The sequence below is a fragment of the Actimicrobium sp. GrIS 1.19 genome, from assembly GCF_035984655.1.
Taxonomy (GTDB): Bacteria; Pseudomonadota; Gammaproteobacteria; order Burkholderiales; family Burkholderiaceae_D; genus Actimicrobium.
In genome coordinates, this window is sequence record NZ_JAXCHT010000003.1 from 34,870 (window position 1) to 53,211 (window position 18,342).

Genomic DNA, 18,342 nt, shown 5'->3' on the forward strand with positions numbered 1-18,342 from the left:
GCCATGCAGCATCTCACCGCCCCCGAACTGGCCGCCTTGATCAATGATCCGGCCCGCTCCACGCCGCTGCTGCTGGACGTGCGCGAGAGCTGGGAATTCGAGACCTGCCACATCGCCGGTGCCGTATCGATGCCGATGCGCTCGATTCCGGCGCGGCTGGCCGAACTCGACGATGCCGCAGCGGTGATCTGCATCTGCCATCACGGCGCGCGCAGCATGCAGGTGGCACATTTTCTCGAGCAACAAGGTTTTACCGACGTCACCAACCTGACCGGCGGCGTCCATGCCTGGGCACAGCAGGTTGATAACGCGATGCCGGTCTACTGACCCACCCCTGAACTGCCCTGACACTACCGGAGAATTCATGCGTAATTTCGTCCTTGCCCCGCTGATTGCGTGCGCCTTTCTGTCGCAGGCTGCACAGGCAGCCGATCTGTTGCAGGTCTATCGCGACGCGGTCAGCAATGACGCCGTGATCGCCAGCGCACGCGCTGCCCTGACGGCGGGCGAGGAACGCAGCGTGCAAGGCCGTGCCGGGCTGCTGCCGACCATTGCATTTGGTGGCAGCAACAGCCGGGTCAATGCCAGCAGCGCGTCGTACAGTACCGATTACAACAGCAATACCTATGCGCTGACGCTGACGCAACCGTTGGTGCGGATGGCCAACCTCGAGGTGTACCGGCAAGGCAAGCTGTCGGTGGCGGTCAGCCAGGCGGTCTACGCCCAGGCGCAACAGGATTTGATCACGCGCGTCGCGCAAGCCTATTTCGATGTATTGGCGGCGCAGGATTCGCTGGCATTCCTGAAAGCACAGGAGGCGGCGATCTCGGAGCAACTGGCCTCGGCCAAGCGCAATTTCGAAGTCGGCACCTCCACCATTACCGACACCAACGAAGCCCAGGCCCGCTACGATCTGGCGATCGCACAACAAATCGCCGCGCAGAACGACCTCGACGTCAGGAATGCAGCGCTGCAGCAGATCATCGGCAAGCCGCCGGGTATGCTGTCGATGCTGCGGCCGGGCCTGAAGCTGACGGCACCGGTGCCGGTCCAGATCGAACCGTGGGTCAACAGTGCCGAGCAAGCCAATTTCGGCGTGGTCAGCCAGCAGTTGGCGCTCGAAATCGCCCAGCGCGAAATCGTCCGCAACCGCGACGGCCATTTGCCAACCCTTGATCTGGTGGCAAGCCGTTCGCGCACCAACCAGAGCGGAACCAGCCTGACTACCGCCAGCGGCACTGCCGACGCGACCTCAGTGGGCGTGCAGTGGTCGATCCCGATTTTTTCCGGCTTCGCCGTCACCAGCAAGGTGCGGGAAGCGATCGCACTGGAAGACAAGGCGCGCTCGGATCTGGAGAGTGCCAAACGCACTGCCGCGCAGTCGGCGCACACCTCGTATCTCGGCGTCAACAGCGGGCTGGCCCAGATCAGGGCCTATGAAGCAGCCGAAATTTCCAGCCAGTCGGCGCTGGAGTCGAATCGGCTCGGTTATCAGGTCGGTGTGCGCATCAATATCGATGTGCTCAACGCCCAGCAGCAACTGTATTCAACCCGGCAATTGCTGGCCAAGGCGCGCTATGACACGCTGCTGGCGGGCTTGCGTCTGAAATCGGCGGCTGGCACCTTGAAGGAAGAAGACCTGGCCCAGATCAACGCGTTGCTGCAACAGTAGCAGGCGTTTTCGCACCACACCGTCGTTTCGATCCCCAAGCGATGCGCCGTCATCGCTTGACCAGCACCGGGCGCCGGGCACCCCGCCGCGCCACCCGAATCCCGGAAAGTCGCTACACTGCGCGTTGCATTGCCGCCTGTTTCCGACACACCCCCCATTTTTCCCGCGAGAGCTTCATGTCAATTCCAAGCCCCGATTTCATCCTGCGCGCCTGCACGGCGCTGATTCTGGCAACGCTGGTCAGTGCCTGCGAGGACAAGAAACCCGCAGCCGCAGGCGCGCCGCCGCCAGCCGAAGTGGCGGTGCTGACCATCACTCCCGGCCGGCTCACCTTGACCACCGAACTGCCAGGCCGCATCGAAGCCAGCCGGGTAGCGCAGGTGCGCGCGCGGGTGCCGGGCATCGTGCTCAAGCGGGTGTTTCAGGAAGGCAGCGAAGTCAAGGCCGGCGATACCCTGTTCCGCATTGATCCCGCCTCGTTCAAGGCCACCGTCGACAGCGCCCAGGCCGCCGTCGCCAAGGCCGAGGCCAATCTGGCGCAGGCCGCACTGAAAGTGCAACGCTACGAGCCGCTGGTCAAGACCAACGCCATCAGCAAGCAGGAATTCGACGACGCGATGACCGCACAGAAGCAGGCCAGTGCTGACCTGGCAGCGGCCCGGGCAACGCGTCAAAGCGCCAATCTGAATCTGGGTTATGCCACCGTGACGGCGCCGATTTCCGGCCGCATTGGCCGCGCGCTGGTCACCGAGGGTGCGCTGGTTGGTCAGGGCGAGGCAACGCCGCTGGCGGTGATTCAGCAAATCAATCCGGTGTTTGTCAACCTGACCCAATCCAGCAGCGACGTCCTGCGGCTGCGCCGCGCCCTGGCCAGCGGCCAGTTGCAAAGCGCCGGCGAAGGCCAGGCCAAAATCATGCTGGTCACCGAAGACGGCAAACCGTATCCACAGCCGGGCAAATTGTTGTTCTCCGACGTGAGCGTTGACGAAAGCTCCGGCGCGGTCAGCCTGCGTGCCGAGTTCGGCAACCCGCAACGGATGCTGTTACCGGGCATGTATGTGCGCGCCAAGCTCGAACAGGCCGCCAGCGAGAATGCCATTACCGTGCCGCAGCAAGCGGTGCAACGCACGCCGCAGGGCGCCACCGTGATGGTGGTCGGCAGCGACAACAAGGTCGTGGCGCGCCCGGTCAAGGCCGATACCGCGCAGGGCAGCACCTGGATCATCACCGATGGCCTGCAGGCCGGCGAACGCGTGATCGTCGAGGGCTTCCAAAAGGCCAAGCCCGGCGCGACCGTCAAGCCGGTGCCGTGGTCCGGCCCGGTGGCGCCCGCTGCAGCCAAACCGCAAGCCAACTAAGGAGGCGGCATGGCAAAGTTTTTTATTGATCGACCGATCTTCGCATGGGTGATCGCGCTGTTCATTTTGCTGGCCGGTGCGCTGTCGATTACGCGCCTGCCGATTGCGCAGTATCCAACCATCGCACCGCCCTCGATCGTCGTCACCGCCACCTATCCGGGTGCCTCGGCGCAAACGCTGGACGACAGCGTGACCAGTCTGATCGAACAGGAAATGAATGGCGCCGATGGCCTGAAGTACATCGAGTCGCAAAGCCAGTCGAATGGCGTGGCGACCATTACCGTCACGTTCGAGCCGGGCACCAATCCGGATCTGGCGGCCGTGGATGTACAAAACCGCCTCAAGCGGGTCGAGGCGCGCTTGCCGCAAACCGTCACGCAACAGGGGGTGCAGGTCGCCAAATCGCGCAGCAACATCCTGCTGTTCACCACGCTGTCGTCCTCGGATGGCAAGCTCGATCCGGTCGCGCTGGGCGACTATCTGTCGCGCAATGTGCTCAATGAAATCCGCCGCATTCCGGGCGTCGGCACCGCCCAGTTGTTTGGTACCGAACGGGCCATGCGGGTCTGGATCGATCCGGCCAAACTGGTCGGCTACAAACTCACCGCCAGCGATGTCGCCAATGCGATCAAGACCCAGAATGCGCAAGTATCGTCCGGTACGCTGGGCGACTTGCCGAGTCCCGGCGACCAGCAATATTCGGCGCCGATCGTGGTCACCGGCCAGTTGTCGACCCCCGCCGAATTCGGCAAGGTGGTGTTGCGGGCCAACCCGGATGGTTCGTCGGTGCGCTTGAGCGATGTCGCGCGCATCGAAATCGGTGGCCAGAGCTACGGCCTGTCGGCCCGGCTGCGTGGCAAGCCGACCTCGGCGATTGCCGTGCAGTTGTCGCCCACCGGCAATGCGCTGAGCACCGCCATCGACGTGCGCAAGAAGATGGACGAGCTGTCGAAATTCTTCCCGGCCGGCGTCAAGTACGACATTCCGTACGACACCTCCAAGTTCGTCCAGATCTCGATCGAGGAAGTGGTCAAGACGCTGCTCGAAGCCATCGTGCTGGTGTTTCTGGTGATGTACCTGTTCCTGCAGAATATCCGCTACACGCTGATCCCGACCATCGTCGTGCCGGTGGCGCTGATGGGCACCTTTGCCATGATGTCGCTGTTCGGTTTCTCGATCAACGTGCTGACCATGTTCGGCATGGTGCTGGCCATCGGGATTCTGGTCGACGATGCGATCGTGGTGGTCGAGAACGTCGAACGGATCATGAGCCAGGAGGGCCTGTCGCCGCGCGACGCCACCCGCAAGGCGATGAGCCAGATCACCGGCGCGATCATCGGCATCACGCTGGTGCTGATCGCGGTGTTCCTGCCGATGGCCCTGTTCGGCGGCGCCGTGGGTGCGATCTACCGGCAATTCTCGCTGTCGATGGTGTCGTCGATGGCATTCTCGGCACTGATGGCGCTGACCCTGACGCCGGCCTTGTGCGCGACCATGCTCAAGCCGGTCGAGGCCGGCCACCACATCGAAAAGCGCGGATTTTTTGGCTGGTTCAATCGCGGTTTCGAACGCACTGCCGGCAGTTACCAAAGCCTGATCGGGCGCATGCTGGGGAAATCGGCGCGCTACCTGGTGATCTATGGCCTGATCCTGCTGGTGGTCGGATTCCTGTATGCGCGCCTGCCGTCGTCGTTCCTGCCGAACGAAGACCAGGGCTATCTCATCACCAACGTGCAGTTGCCCGCCGGCGCCAGCACCGCCCGCACCATGAAGGTACTGGAACAGGTCGAGAATTATTACTTGAAGCGTCCCGAGGTTGCAACCACGGTGGCCGTGGCCGGATTCAGTTTCTCCGGTAACGGCCAGAATGCCGGCCTGGTGTTCGTGCCGCTGATCGACTGGAAAGACCGTACTGCGGCGCAATCCGCCAGCGCGATTGCGGGCGAAGCGATGAAGGCCTTGTCGACCATCAAGGATGCGATCGTGTTCCCGATCACGCCGCCACCGATTCGCGAGCTGGGTAACGGCACCGGCTTCACCTTCCGGCTGCAGGATCGCAGCGGCCTGGGCCACGACGCCTTGATCGCGGCGCGCAATCAGCTGCTCGGCCTGGCCGGCAAGAGCAAACTGCTGGTCGGTGTGCGCCCCGAAGGTCTGGAAGATGCACCGCAGTTGCAGCTCGACATCGATCGCGACAAGGCCAATGCGCTCGGCGTCGCGTTTGCCGACATCAACAGCACGCTGTCGACCGCGCTCGGTTCGTCCTACGTCAATGACTTCCCGAACCAGGGCCGGCAACAGCGCGTGATCGTCCAGGCCGATGCGCCGCAGCGCCTGCAACCGGAAGATCTGCTCAAGCTGTATGTGCGCAGTGCCAGCGGTGCGATGGTGCCGATGGCGTCGTTCGTCAACTCGCGCTGGATTACCGGTGCGGTGCAACTGGGCCGCTACAACGGCTACCCGTCGGTCAACATTTCAGGCGACGCCGCCAAGGGCCGCAGCACCGGCGAGGCGCTGGAGGAGATGGAAAGCCTGATGACGCAGCTGCCTTCCGGCTTCGGCTTCGAGTGGACCGGACAATCGCTGGAAGAAAAAGCCTCTGGCTCGCAGGCGCCGGCGTTGTTCGCGCTGTCGCTGCTGGCGGTGTTCCTGGTGCTGGCGGCATTGTATGAAAGCAGCACCATTCCAATTGCCGTGCTGCTGGTGGTGCCGCTCGGCATCCTCGGCGCCTTGCTCGGCGCCAGCCTGCGCGGCCTGCCCAACGACGTCTACTTCAAGGTTGGCTTGATCGCGATTATCGGCCTGTCGGCCAAGAACGCCATTCTGATCATTGAGTTTGCCAAGGACTTGCAGGCCGAGGGCATGGGTGTGATCGAGGCCACGCTGGAAGCGGTGCACTTGCGCTTCCGTCCGATCCTGATGACCTCGCTGGCATTCATTCTGGGCGTGGTGCCGCTGGTGATCGCCACTGGCGCCGGCTCGGCCAGCCAGCGCGCCATCGGCACCGGCGTGATGGGCGGGATGATTACCGCCACCGTGCTGGCCATCTTCCTGGTGCCGATCTTTTTCGTCGTGATCCGCACCCTGTTCAAAGCGCCCAAACCGCACATTCCGCCACCGGAACCACTGCATGGAGAATTGCCATGAGCACCCTCGCCCGCATCCTGCCGCTGCTGGCCGCCGTCAGCCTCGGCGCCTGTTCGATGGCGCCGCTGTATGTCCGTCCGCAGGCGCCGGTGGCCGCAACCTTCGTCGGCGACGCTGCCGGCGATCTGAGTGCCGACACCGGCTGGCGCACCTTCTTTCCCGATGCACGGCTGCAGGCCCTGATCAGCGCGGCGCTGACCAACAACCGCGATCTGCGCAGCGCCGCGCTGCGCATCGAAGAAGCGCGCGCCCAGTACAACGTGCAGTCGGCCGATCTGCTGCCCAACCTCAATGGCACCGCCAGCGCGGCGCGCGCCCACGTGCCGGCGTCGCTGAGCACCTCCGGAACCAGCAGCACCGGCGGCAGCTATCAGGTTGGCGTCGGACTGGCTGCCTTCGAGCTGGATTTCTCCGGCCGCGTGCGCAGTCTCAACGATGCCGCCCTGGCCGCGTATCTGGCCACGGCCGAAGCGCGGCAATCGGTGCAGATTTCGCTGGTCGGCGAAGTCGCCAAGGCCTATCTGGCCGAGCGCGGCTTTGCCGAGCAACTGGTGCTGGCGCAGCAAACCCTGGAGGGTCGTCAGACCGCCTACGACCTGGCCCGGCAGCGCTTTGATGTGGGCGCGTCGTCGGCGCTCGATCTGCGCCTGTCCGAAACCCTGGTGCAGACCGCCCGGGTCGCGCAACTGACGCTGCGCCGGCAACAGGCCCAGGCCACCAATGCCCTGACCTTGCTGGTCGGCCAACCGCTGCAGGATCTGCCGGCCGCGCCGCTGCTGTCGGCCGAAACCATTGTCACCACGATTGCCGGCGGCCTGCCGTCGGACCTGCTGCAACGACGACCTGACATTCGCGCCGCCGAGCAGCGTTTGCGCTCGGCCAACGCCAATATTGGCGCAGCACGGGCCGCATTCTTCCCGCGCATCTCGCTGACTGCATTGGCCGGCACCAGCAGCAACGCGCTGTCTGGCCTGTTCGACGCCGGTTCGGGCAGCTGGTCGTTTGCACCGCAACTGGTGTTGCCGATCTTTGACGCGGGCCGCAATCGCGCCAATCTGACGCTGGCACAGGTGCGCACCGATCTGGCGGTGGCCGACTACGAAAAAACCATCCAGACCGCGTTCCGCGAAGTGTCGGATGCGCTGGTCGCACGGGGTGCGCTGGACCAGCAGGTCGACGCGCAGCGCGCGGTGGTCGACGCGCAAACCGAGCTTCTGAAGCTGGCCGACCAGCGTTTTCAGAACGGCATTGCCAGTGCGCTGGATCTGGTCGACGCCCAGCGTGATCTGTTCAGCGCCGAGCAGTCGCTGGTGCAAACGCGTCTGCTGCGCCTGACCAACGCGGTCGACCTGTATCGGGCGCTGGGTGGCGGGCTCAACGAAGCCACCACGGCGTTGGCGGGCAACCCGGCGCGTTGATCAGGCGTTGCCGAACTCCAGCTCCAGCGTGCGACTGGCCGACCAGCGCACCGCGGCGTTGTCGTCTGGCAGGACGTAGGTAGTCGTATTCTTCGACGTGTCGCCTTCGTTCGGATTGTTGTTGATCCGCGCGTCGAGCACGTCCACCGCCTCGGTATTGATCGCATCGCTGAAGAACTGGGCGCCCTTGATGATCTTCTGCCCGCCCACGGTTTCAATCAGGTTCGGATTGCTGCTCGCAACGTCGTTAAGAATGCTGGCGGAACTACCAGCCACCTGATCGCCGGCGCGCATCGACAGCGCCGCGTTGTAGCCATCGATATTGCTGTCGTTGAACCAGACACCATCCGTCCCGTTGAAATTGGTGAAGTTGTATTCAGCGCGCGAGGCCTTGAAGTTGTCGTTGTTCTTGCTGCTCACTGCCGTCTTGCTGTCGTAGTCGGCCTGGGTATAGTCGTTGAGTTGCTGCACGTATCCGGCCTGACTGCCCACCTTGAAGTTGGCGCTTTCACCGGGTTGCAACGTCATGAAGCCATTGGGAACGCCCCAGCTCGAACTCATCCCGGCAGTCGGATTGGTGAACAGGCCATAGTTTTGCACCTGGTCAGAGGTGTTCGTGATGTGGATCGTGTTGGGGCCGCCTCCGTCGACATTGATGTCTGCACCTGAATTGCTGCTCGACGACGTTGCGCCGGGACTGGTGGTGACAGGCGCAGTGCTGGTGGTGCCAGGCGCCGTGCTGCTGGTGGCCGGCGCGCCGATGCGGCTGTCGCTCGACGGCGCGGCGGCGCTGGTGCCGGCATTGTCCGACGTTGCGGCAGCGCTTTTCTTTTTGAAAACGTTGTCGAGGAACCGATGCAACGCGCTGAATACATCGCGCAGATTTTTCGAATCCATCAAGTCACTGAACAACCTGCCGATCTGCATCGTCGGTGTTACCGCATCGCGCGACTGCACGCCGCCATGGATCATCCGTGTCTTCTCGCTGGGATCGATGATGTCTTTTGACGCATCGTTGGGCAGGCTGACGGCGTTCGACACCGGCCGCGTACGGGAGCGATCAAGCAGCGCAGGGTAGCGACTGTGATCGAAATTGAAATATCGGTTGAGGTTGATCACGATGCACCACCTGGCAATCTGGATTGGGATGACGCCGTGCATTGGCTCGGCACGGCATCGACACTACGTACACAGGTTGGTGGAGATGTCTCGGCGGGTAGTTCCGATCAAACGTTGAGAATGTCGCGTCAGGAAGGGTCCAGCAGTGGCTGCAGCAGCAGCATCGTGCGCGCCGTGGCGCCACGGTGCTGTTGCGCGAAGTGCAGCGCGGCCGCACTCATCACACCGCGCCGGATGTCGTCGTGCAGCAGGTCGGCAGCGGCCACCAGCATGGCGCGCGCATCGGCCACGCGCAATGCGGCGCCGGCCTCGATCGCATCCTCGCTCACCAGCGCAAAGTTGAAGGTGTGCGGACCCAGCAACACCGGCTTGCCAACCGCGCAGGCCTCGATCAGATTCTGCCCGCCCAGCGGCAACAGGCTGCCACCGATCCAGGCCAGATCGCAGGCCGAAAAATACGCAAACATCTCGCCCATCGTATCGCCCAGCAGCACATCGGCCACCACCGCGGCGTCGCCCAGCGTGCTCTTGCGTTGCAGCCGCAAGCCGCGCGCAGTGACCAGCGCGGCCACCGTATCGAAGCGTTGCGGATGGCGCGGCACCAGCAGCAGCAGACTGTCGGGGGGCATCGCAACGCTGCCCAGTGCATCCAGAATCAGGGCTTCTTCGCCCTCGCGACTGCTGGCCAGCAGCAGCACCGGACGCGTGCCAATCTGCCGGCGCAATTGCGCACCGGCCTGCAGCGCCAGCTCGGGTGGCGTGACATCGAACTTGATGCTGCCGGTGACCTCGACATTGCGCACACCCAGGCTGCGAATGCGCGCCGCATCGGCTTCGGTCTGCGCCGCCACGCAGGTCAGCTGCCCCGCGGCGTCGGACATCAGACGCCCGAGCCGCCCGGCCTTGGCCAGCGAACGGGGCGACAGGCGAGCATTGACCAGCACCACCGGCACCTGCCGTGCGGCGCACATCGCCATCACGTTCGGCCAGATCTCGGTTTCCATCAGGATGCAGATGCGTGGCTTGAAGACGCGCAGAAAACGTCCGACCATGGTGCCAGTGTCATACGGCAGATAGGCCTGCGTCAGACGCGCGCCATGGCGGGCAAACAGGGCTGCGCCGGCGGCACGACCAGTCGGCGTCATGTGGGTAAGCAGCAGGTCGTGCTGCGGATACGCCAGCAGCAGCGCATCGATCAAGGGCTCGGCGGCACGGGTTTCACCGACCGATACCGCGTGCAGCCACAACAACGGCGCGCTGCGGCGGCGTGGTGCGGGAAAGCCGAAGCGCTCGGCCAGGTGTGCCCGGTAACCGGGTTCGCGGCGGCCACGCCACCACAGCCGTGCCAGCACCAGCGGCATGGCCAGCCACCAGGCCAGGGAATACAGATGCCGCATTACCGCTCCCTGTTCAAAGCAGCACCGCCATTGCGGCGCGCACGTCGGCGACCGACGGCGCGCGTCCCATGTCGCCCAGATTGATGATCGATGGCGACCAGTTGCCCTCGGTTTTCCAGCGCGGTGAATCGACGTACAACTCGATGGTGGGCCGGTTGAAGGCAGCCGCGATGTGGGTCAAGCCGGTGTCGACACCGATCGCCAGTCGCGCATCGTGCGCCAGCCGCACCGCCTCCATCATGGACAATTTTGGCAGTACGGTGGCATTGGGCATGGTCGCGGCCAATTGCTCGGCAGCCAGGCGTTCGTCGACGCTACCCCACGGCAGCAATACCGGGATGTTGCGCGCGGCCAGATCGGCGGCAATCTCGCGCCAGTTGGCCGGGGCCCATTGCTTGGCAGCGCGCGCGGTGGCGTGAAAGAACACCGCATACGGTTGCGCCGGCATCCAGTCAGGACGCTGCGCCAGCGCCGGCATCTGCATGTTGAAATCGGCCGGGCTGTCGACCGCGACACCCAGCGCCGCGCTCACCACCAGGCGACCGCGTTGAACTGCATGGGTGCGTACGCCGACCGGCACGCTGCGGGTGTGGAAGATGCGCGAGATGCCTTCGTAGCCGGAACCCTCGGTGCCATTGGCGAGACCGACCCGGACGCCGCCGGGAGCCAGCCGCGCCATGCGCATGACCACCGCCGTTTTCAGCAAGCCCTGGGTGTCGAAGACGAAGTCGTAGGCGGTCTCGCGCAAGCGGCGCCGAAACGCGCTGATCTCGGCGCGCACCGGGGCCGTCAGCAGGCGCTTGCGCCAGCGCCGCAGCGCAAACGGAATCACCTGGCGCACGCCGGGGTTCAGCCGCACCAGTGCGCTGTAGCCCTCTTCGACCACCCAGTCGATCTGCGCGTCGGGGTACTTGCGCAGGATGTCGGCGACGATCGGCATGTTATGCACCACATCGCCCATCGACGACACCCGCACGATCAGAACCTGCACGTGACTGCCACTCATGCCCTCAGAACGGCAACACGGCGTCAGGCTTGGCGGCCAGGATGACGCGCTTGAATTCCGCCTGGATGCGCGCCAGCGCGGCCTGCGACTCGGCTTCGAAACGCATCACGACGACCGGCGTGGTGTTCGACGAACGGGCCAGCCCGAAGCCGTCGGCGTATTCAACCCGCAGGCCGTCGATGGTGATCAGGTGTTCGGCGCCGGGGAAGGTGGCCTCGGCCTTGATCTTGTCGATCAGCGCAAAATTTTCGCCTTCCGCCAGCTGCAACTGCAACTCGGGCGTGCTGGTCGACTGCGGCAGCGCGTTGAGTACGGCCGACGGATCGTCCATCCGGCTGAGCAGTTCGAGCATGCGGGCGCCGGCATACAGGCCGTCGTCAAAGCCGTACCAGCGATCCTTGATGAAGATGTGTCCGCTCATTTCGCCGCCGATCGGCGCGCCGGTTTCGCGCATCTTGGCCTTGACCAGCGAATGCCCGGTCTTCCACATCAGCGGCACGCCGCCGCGTTCGGTGATCCATGCGGCCAGATGACGGGTGCATTTGACGTCGTACAGGACCTGCTCGCCCGGATGGCGCTTGAGCACGTCTTCGGCCAGCAGCATCAGCTGGCGGTCCGGATAAATGATCTGGCCATCCTTGGTCACCAGCCCGAGCCGATCGCCATCGCCATCGAACGCCAGGCCGATTTCGGCATCGCCGCTGGCGAGTTCGCGGATCAGGTCCTGTAGATTCTCGGGATGGGCCGGGTCCGGATGGTGGTTCGGAAAGGTGCCATCGACTTCGCAGAACAGTTCCGTCACCTCGCAGCCCATGCCGCGATACAGGTCGCCGGCGAAGGCACCAGCCACGCCATTGCCGCAATCGGCCACGATCTTCATCGGCCGCGCCAGCTTGACGTCGCTGAGAATGCGCTCCAGATAGGCGGCGCGGATGTCGTGGGTACGATAGCTGCCGGCGCCCGACTTGAACGCGTTGGCCTCGATGGCGCTGTGCAGCGCCAGGATGGTGTCGCCGTAGATGGCTTCGCCGGCCAGCACCATCTTGAAACCGTTGTAGTCCGGCGGATTGTGGCTGCCGGTGACCATGATGCCGGACTGGCTTTCGAGCACGCTGGTGCCGAAGTACACCATCGGCGTGGCGACGATGCCGAGATCAATCACATCGACGCCGACCGATTGCAGGCCACGCGCCAGCGCGGCAGTCAGTTCCGGACCGGACAGGCGGCCGTCGCGACCAATGATGGCGACGTGTTGTCCCTTGGCCAGCATGGCACTGCCGAAGGCCTGGCCAATCTGGTGGGCGATACCGCTGTCGAGGGTGGTGCCGACGACGCCGCGAATGTCATAGGCTTTGAAGATGTTTTTTGAAAGTGGCAGCATGAGTCAGTGTCTTTCGTGAATGCAGAAATGGATCGGCGCGGAGCGGCCTGGGGCAACTCCGCGAATAGGATCAATGCAGCGTGACTTCGCCGGGCAGGATTGTCGCGTCGGTGTTGGCAACACGCCAGATGAAGTCCTCGATGCCGCATTGGGGGGCGTAGGCAGGCACAATCTGGATCAGCAAGGCACGCACCTGTTCGTAATCAAAACGGTCGCAGGCGGTTTCGAGCCGCTTGAGCATTTCATGCAACAGCGGCCAGGCGATTTCCGCCTCCTGCGCACGCATGATCAGCGGATGCCCGGTCCCTTCGACGTTTTCGCCGATGAGTAGTTCTTCAAACAGTTTCTCGCCCGGACGCAGGCCGATCTGCTGGATCTCGATGGTGCCGTGCGGCGTCTCATCGCTGCGCACCTCAAGACCCGACAGATGCACCATGCGGCGCGCCAGATCGATGATCTTGACCGGTTCGCCCATGTCGAGCACGAACACGTCGCCGCCCTCGCCCATGGCGCCGGCCTGAATCACCAGCTGCGCCGCTTCGGGAATGGTCATGAAGTAGCGCGTGATCTCGGGATGGGTCACCGTAATCGGTCCGCCGGCCAGGATCTGGCTGCGAAACAGCGGCACCACCGAGCCGGAGGAGCCGAGCACATTGCCGAAGCGAACGATGCAAAAACGCGTGCGCGTTTGCTGGCGCGCAAAGGCCTGCAGGATCAGTTCGGCCAGCCGCTTGGTCGAGCCCATTACATTGGTCGGCCGCACCGCCTTGTCCGTCGAAATCAGCACGAAGCAGGAAACGCCGGTGGCCATTGCGGCCCGCGCCAGGCACAGCGTGCCCAGTGCGTTGTTGCGGATGCCTTCGATCGGATTGTGTTCCACCAGCGGCACATGCTTGTAGGCGGCGGCATGGTAGACGGTATTGACCTCGAAGGTTTGCATGATGCGCCGGCATTTTTCCTGCTCCAGCACCGAGCCCAGGAATGGCATCACCTCGATATCCAGGCCCAGTGCGCGCTGCATCGTTTGCAGTTCCTGTTCGATCGAGTAGAGCGCAAACTCCGACATTTCCAGCAGCACCAGTTTGCTCGGTCGCAGGCGCAGGATCTGGCGCACCAGCTCGGAGCCGATCGAGCCGCCGGCGCCGGTAACCATGACGGTTTTGCCGGTGATGCACATGGAAATCATTTTTGGATCGGGCTCGACCGAATCGCGTCCGAGCAAGTCTTCGATTTCGATTTCGCGCACGTCCTGCGGGCGCAGCACACCGCTGACCAGGCTCTTGATCGGCGGCGTCACGCGGATCTTGATCTTCAGCGGTTCGAGCCGGTCGAGAATGCGCTTTTGCTGGGCCCGCGTCAGCGACGGCATGGCAAGCAGAATGCCTTCGATTTCCTTTTTCTCGATCAGGTCCGGCAGGTTATCGGAGCCGTACACCCGGATGCCGCCGATCGTTGCGCCCTGCAATTCCTTCTTGTCGTCGATGTAGGCAACCGCCACGTATTCCTGGCCGGGCCGCAGCGCACCGGCCAACTGCGCGCCAGCCTCGCCAGCGCCATAGATGGCCACGCGCAGCGCACCGTCGCGACGGGTGGCATGCAGCAGGTAGCCACGCGCAAAGAAACGGCTGCTGATTTCGTACAGGATGGCGCTGACCCAGTAAATCCCAAAGACACCGCGCGACAGGCTGCTGACATGCGTCATGGCCGCCAGCGCCGCCATGCAGATCACGGAGAGCGTTACGCCAAGCACGACGACATAGACGATCTTGTAGTCGATGAAGCGCACTACGGCGCGATACAGTCCGAGGCGGATGAAAATGGGAATCGACAGCAGCGGCGCGGCCACCATCAGCACCATATATTGGTGCAGCACGTCGGCCGAGACGCCATCGTAGCGCAGCGAAACAGCCAGATAAAACGTCAGCGGCAGCAACACCATGTCGGTGCCGGCAGCGATGAGTTGCTTGTGAAAGCGGGTCAATTCAAGAAAAAATTTCATTAGATCCCTATAGGGGCCGCGCATCGTCAACGAAAACGGACTGGGGCCGACAATTCGGGCCGGCCGCACCGTTGTCGCAGAAAATTGCGTGCCTGTCCATACTGCAAGTCACATTGCCTCTGTTATTTATACTAATTCCCTGGCGGCATCGGCCGCGCGCGGGCATCCGCCTGGTCAATGCGTGACACCCTCGCTACGCAGTACGCGCTGGAACGTCAGCCACAGAATCCTGAGGTCAAATCCCAGCGAGCGCCTTTGCAGATATTCGACATCAAGCGCAACCTTGCGTGGAATCGGCAACTCATCGCGTCCATTGATTTGGGCCCAGCCGGTCAGCCCGGGCGTCAATGCGTCAATGCCATGGCGTGTCCGCAGCGCAATCAGGTCATCCTGATTGAACAATGCCGGACGTGGGCCGACAAAACTCATGTCGCCGATCAGAATGCTCCACAGCTGCGGCAACTCGTCCAGACTGGTCCTGCGCAGCAGCGAGCCGGGCGGCGTGAGGAATTGGGCGGGATTGTCCAGCAAATGGGTCGCGACCGCCGGCGTGTCGATTTTCATCGTGCGGAATTTCGGCATGCGAAAAATTCGGTTGTGGCGACCGACCCGGTCCGACCAGTACAAGGCAGGCCCCGGCGACGTCAACCTGACCAGCAGCGCCAGCAGCAGCAATGGCAACGCCAGCACCACCAGTGCGGCAAGGCCCAGAGCAATATCCATGGCGCGCTTCATGGGCGAATGGATGGTGCCGGTTGCGAGGATGCGGGCGCGCTGTTCAAGGTTTTTTCGTCTGCCATGTTCCACTTTGCATGCTTGTGATCGGGTAATGGGTTTGCGCCTGTCGAATCATGTGAAAATGCCTGCACCCTCAATTTTACGGGCAATGATGCCCTGCACCATAATTATCTGATGATTTCAACACCAATCCCCCGCCAGCACTGGCTGCACAGTGGGAAAACGCTGCCGGCCGGCGCGCCATGAGCCTTTACATTGTTGGCGATTTGCAAGGTTGTGCATCGCAGTTGCAGGCGCTGATGCACAAAATTGACGCACTTGATCCCGACGCCCGCTGGTTTTTTGTCGGCGATCTGGTTAACCGTGGCCCGCGTTCGCTCGATACGCTGCGTTTGATCAGGCAGCTCGGCAATCGTGCCGACTGCGTGCTCGGCAACCACGATTTGCACCTGCTGGCCGTCGCCAACGGCGTGCGCAAGGCCGGGCGCTCCGACACCATCGACGAGATCCTGAAAGCGCCCGATGGCGATGACTTGCTGGACTGGTTGCGCCATCGGCCGTTGGCGCGGCTGATCGATGGCCATCTGATTGTGCATGCGGGCGTGCTGCCGCAATGGAGCGCGGCGCAAACGCTGGCGCTGGCCGGCGAAGTCGAGACGGTATTGCGCTCGCCCGGTGCGCTGGATTTTTTGCGCAACATGTACGGCAACACGCCGGGACTCTGGGACGACACGCTCGAAGGCAACGGACGCCTGCGCTGCATCGTCAACGCGCTCACGCGCATGCGTTATTGCACCCCGGACGGCCGCATGGAATTCAACATGAAGGAGAGTGCCGGCATCGACGTCGAGGGCTATTTGCCGTGGTTCGATTTGCCGCAACGCCAGAGCGCCGATGTGACCGTGGTCTTTGGTCATTGGTCGGCGCTCGGCTTGATCCGTCGCGAAAATCTGATCGGACTCGACAGTGGTTGCGTCTGGGGCGGCAAGCTCAGCGCCGTGCGGCTGTCCGATCACGCACTGTTTCAGGTCGATTGCCCGCAGTATCAGCAGCCCGGGTAACCGAGTCCATTGCCGATCGCGCTGCGGGTGGCGACCGCGAGATCGCGACGGTGTGCGCCCTCGGTCGCAATGACCGGCAGCACGATCAATTCGGCGTGCAGTTTGCCGGCTTTCAGGATCGTGATCATGCTTTCGACAAACGTGGTGTCGCCGATGAAATCGGCTTGTGGCGCCAGCGTGCCGTCGGGTGCCAGATAGCGCAGTGCCAGCGGCTGAATCGGCACCCCGGCGTCGATCGCCGCTTCAAACAGGTTGGCATGGAATGGCAGCAGCGTTCCCTGCGCGGCGGTGGTGCCTTCCGGGAAGAACGCCACCTGTTCGCCGTCGCGGATGCTGATCACCAGGTTCTCGAAAATCCTGCGCACATCGCGCACCTTGCCACGCGCGATGAAAATCGTGCCCGCCTGCGCGGTCAACCAGCCCAGCAATGGCCAGCTGCGGATGTCGGCCTTGGCGACAAAGCGGCACGGCTGCATGGCATTGATGACAAAGATATCCAGCCACGAAACGTGGTTCGAGACGATCAGCGCACGCGCTGCCAGCGCGCCACTGCCAGCCTGTTGAATGCTGACCGAAATGCCGCAGATTCCCAGCAACTTGCGCGACCAGTCGCGCACGCGCCATGCACGTCCTGCCGCGTCAGTCAGCGGGAACACGAACGCACAGGTCCACAAGCCCACCACCAGATGCATGCCGATGCGTAGCAAGCCGACGGCGATCATGCCGGCACTCCCACGGTCGCGCGCAACTAGGCAACCATCCGTTGCCATGCCACGCGTCCGCCGACAATCGTGGCCATCACGCGCGCGCGCAGCTCGTAACCGAGAAACGGGGTGTGCTTGCCCTGGCTGGCCAGGGCGCTGGCCTCGACCGTCCAGCGTGCGCCGGGATCGAACAGGCACAGGTCCGCAGCACTGCCGATGCCGAGCTGCCCGGCCGGCAAGCCGATCACGCGGGCGGCGTCGCAGGTCACCTTGGCCAGCGCACACGACATCGGACCGGCCTTGGCGTCCGCCACTTCGTCGGCCCATTTCAGCGCCAGCGACAGCAGCAATTCGAGTCCGGTGGCGCCCGGCGAGGCTTCGCCGAACGGCAGCAGTTTTTCATCGTCGTCGACCGGCGTGTGGTCGGAGCAGATTGCGTCGATGGTGCCGTCGAGCAGTCCGGCGCGCAACGCATCGCGGTCGCGCTGGGAACGCAATGGCGGTGACAGGCGGGCATTGGAATCAAAGAAGCCGATATCGTGATCGGTCAAATGGATGTGGTGGGCGCCGACATCGCAGGACAGCGGCAGTCCCTCTTTCTTTGCGGCCCGCACCAGCGCCACTCCGGCCGCCGACGACAGACGGCACAGGTGCACGCGCGCACCGGTCGAGCGGACCAGTTCAAAAATGGTTTGCAGCGCAATGGTCTCGGCCATCACCGGCACACCGGACAGTCCCAGTCGCGACGCAATCGGACCACTGTGGGCAATCCCGCCCAGGCCCAGATGCGGGTCCTGCGGCCGCAGCCAGACCGTGTAGCCGAAGGTCTGGGCATACTGCAAGGCGCGCAGCAGCACATTGGTGTCGAGCACCGGGATATCGGCTTGCGAGAAGCCGATGCAGCCGGCCTCGGTGAGCTCGGCCATCTCGGTCAAGGCCTCGCCTTTCAGGCCCATCGTCAGTGCGCCCAGCGGGTAGACGTGGGTCTGGTTGAGGTTGCGCGCACGGTGCTTGAGCATCTCCACCAGACCGGGCTCGTCCAGCACCGGATCGGTGTCGGGCGGGCACACCAGGCTGGTCACGCCACCCTGCAGCGCGGCCTGCAACTCCGATTCGAGCGTGGCCTTGTATTCGTAGCCGGGCTCGCGCAGGCGCGCGCTCAGGTCGACCAGTCCGGGGGCGACCACCAGCCCGCTGGCATCGATCGTCCGGTCCGCGACAAAGCCGCGCGGTGGTTCGCCGACACCGACCACGATGCCGGCGTCGATATAGATATCGTGGGGCGCGTCAACGCCGTTGGCCGGATCGATCAGATGGCCATGCTGGATATGCAGTTTCATTA

14 protein-coding genes are annotated in these 18,342 nt (G+C 63.6%); 6 read left to right on the forward strand and 8 right to left on the reverse strand.

Features of this window, described 5'->3' with window-relative positions; all coding sequences use genetic code 11:
- The first annotated feature begins 3 nt into the window (after positions 1 to 3).
- The 5 genes from RCH09_RS03415 to RCH09_RS03435 all read left to right on the forward strand — a co-directional run bounded on the left by RCH09_RS03415 (position 4) and on the right by RCH09_RS03435 (position 7,595).
- Positions 4 to 327: a rhodanese-like domain-containing protein gene (locus RCH09_RS03415; protein WP_326939642.1), complete on the forward strand. Its 324-nt coding sequence runs from the start codon at positions 4 to 6 to the stop codon at positions 325 to 327.
- Between the two features lie 37 nt (positions 328 to 364).
- Positions 365 to 1,672 (forward strand): TolC family outer membrane protein, encoded by a 1,308-nt coding sequence (locus RCH09_RS03420; protein ID WP_326939643.1) that lies wholly within the window; start codon positions 365 to 367, stop codon positions 1,670 to 1,672.
- 176 nt (positions 1,673 to 1,848) lie between these two features.
- Complete coding sequence (locus tag RCH09_RS03425) at positions 1,849 to 3,030, forward strand: efflux RND transporter periplasmic adaptor subunit (RefSeq protein WP_326939644.1); 1,182 nt, start codon at positions 1,849 to 1,851, stop codon at positions 3,028 to 3,030.
- A 9-nt stretch (positions 3,031 to 3,039) separates the two neighbouring features.
- The gene (locus tag RCH09_RS03430) at positions 3,040 to 6,177 is read left to right on the forward strand and encodes an efflux RND transporter permease subunit (protein ID WP_326939645.1); all 3,138 of its coding nucleotides are present in this window, start codon (positions 3,040 to 3,042) and stop codon (positions 6,175 to 6,177) included.
- The gene (locus RCH09_RS03435) at positions 6,174 to 7,595 is read left to right on the forward strand and encodes an efflux transporter outer membrane subunit (RefSeq protein WP_326939646.1); all 1,422 of its coding nucleotides are present in this window, start codon (positions 6,174 to 6,176) and stop codon (positions 7,593 to 7,595) included. The genes RCH09_RS03430 and RCH09_RS03435 overlap by 4 nt, the downstream gene beginning before the upstream one ends.
- Here the strand turns inward: RCH09_RS03435 and RCH09_RS03440 are convergent, their stop codons facing one another.
- From RCH09_RS03440 to RCH09_RS03465, 6 genes are all read right to left on the reverse strand, one after another.
- Positions 7,596 to 8,756 carry a hypothetical protein gene (locus RCH09_RS03440; protein WP_326939647.1) on the reverse strand — a complete coding sequence of 387 codons (1,161 nt, stop codon included), beginning with the start codon at positions 8,754 to 8,756 and terminating at the stop codon, positions 7,596 to 7,598. It abuts the gene before it with no gap.
- A gap of 86 nt (positions 8,757 to 8,842) precedes the next feature.
- Complete coding sequence (gene waaA, locus RCH09_RS03445; RefSeq protein ID WP_326939648.1) at positions 8,843 to 10,111, reverse strand: lipid IV(A) 3-deoxy-D-manno-octulosonic acid transferase; 1,269 nt, start codon at positions 10,109 to 10,111, stop codon at positions 8,843 to 8,845.
- Between the two features lie 13 nt (positions 10,112 to 10,124).
- Entirely contained in the window at positions 10,125 to 11,117 is a 993-nt protein-coding gene (gene waaC / locus RCH09_RS03450; protein WP_326939649.1) for a lipopolysaccharide heptosyltransferase I, read from the reverse strand.
- A gap of 4 nt (positions 11,118 to 11,121) precedes the next feature.
- Positions 11,122 to 12,498: a phosphomannomutase/phosphoglucomutase gene (locus tag RCH09_RS03455; protein ID WP_326939650.1), complete on the reverse strand. Its 1,377-nt coding sequence runs from the start codon at positions 12,496 to 12,498 to the stop codon at positions 11,122 to 11,124.
- A gap of 70 nt (positions 12,499 to 12,568) precedes the next feature.
- The gene (locus RCH09_RS03460; protein WP_326939651.1) at positions 12,569 to 14,497 is read right to left on the reverse strand and encodes a polysaccharide biosynthesis protein; all 1,929 of its coding nucleotides are present in this window, start codon (positions 14,495 to 14,497) and stop codon (positions 12,569 to 12,571) included.
- Between the two features lie 174 nt (positions 14,498 to 14,671).
- Positions 14,672 to 15,232, reverse strand: a complete 561-nt coding sequence (locus tag RCH09_RS03465; protein WP_326939652.1) for a sugar transferase — start codon at positions 15,230 to 15,232, stop codon at positions 14,672 to 14,674.
- Between the two features lie 245 nt (positions 15,233 to 15,477).
- Between RCH09_RS03465 and RCH09_RS03470 the strand changes: the two genes are divergently transcribed.
- Positions 15,478 to 16,296: a symmetrical bis(5'-nucleosyl)-tetraphosphatase gene (locus tag RCH09_RS03470; RefSeq protein ID WP_326939653.1), complete on the forward strand. Its 819-nt coding sequence runs from the start codon at positions 15,478 to 15,480 to the stop codon at positions 16,294 to 16,296.
- Here the strand turns inward: RCH09_RS03470 and RCH09_RS03475 are convergent.
- A complete protein-coding gene (locus RCH09_RS03475) occupies positions 16,281 to 17,018 on the reverse strand; it encodes a lysophospholipid acyltransferase family protein (RefSeq protein ID WP_326939654.1) in 738 nt (245 codons plus the stop codon). The genes RCH09_RS03470 and RCH09_RS03475 overlap by 16 nt on opposite strands.
- Before the next feature lie 26 nt (positions 17,019 to 17,044).
- Positions 17,045 to 18,340, reverse strand: a complete 1,296-nt coding sequence (locus RCH09_RS03480; protein WP_326939655.1) for a dihydroorotase — start codon at positions 18,338 to 18,340, stop codon at positions 17,045 to 17,047.
- Between the last annotated feature and the right edge of the window lie 2 nt (positions 18,341 to 18,342).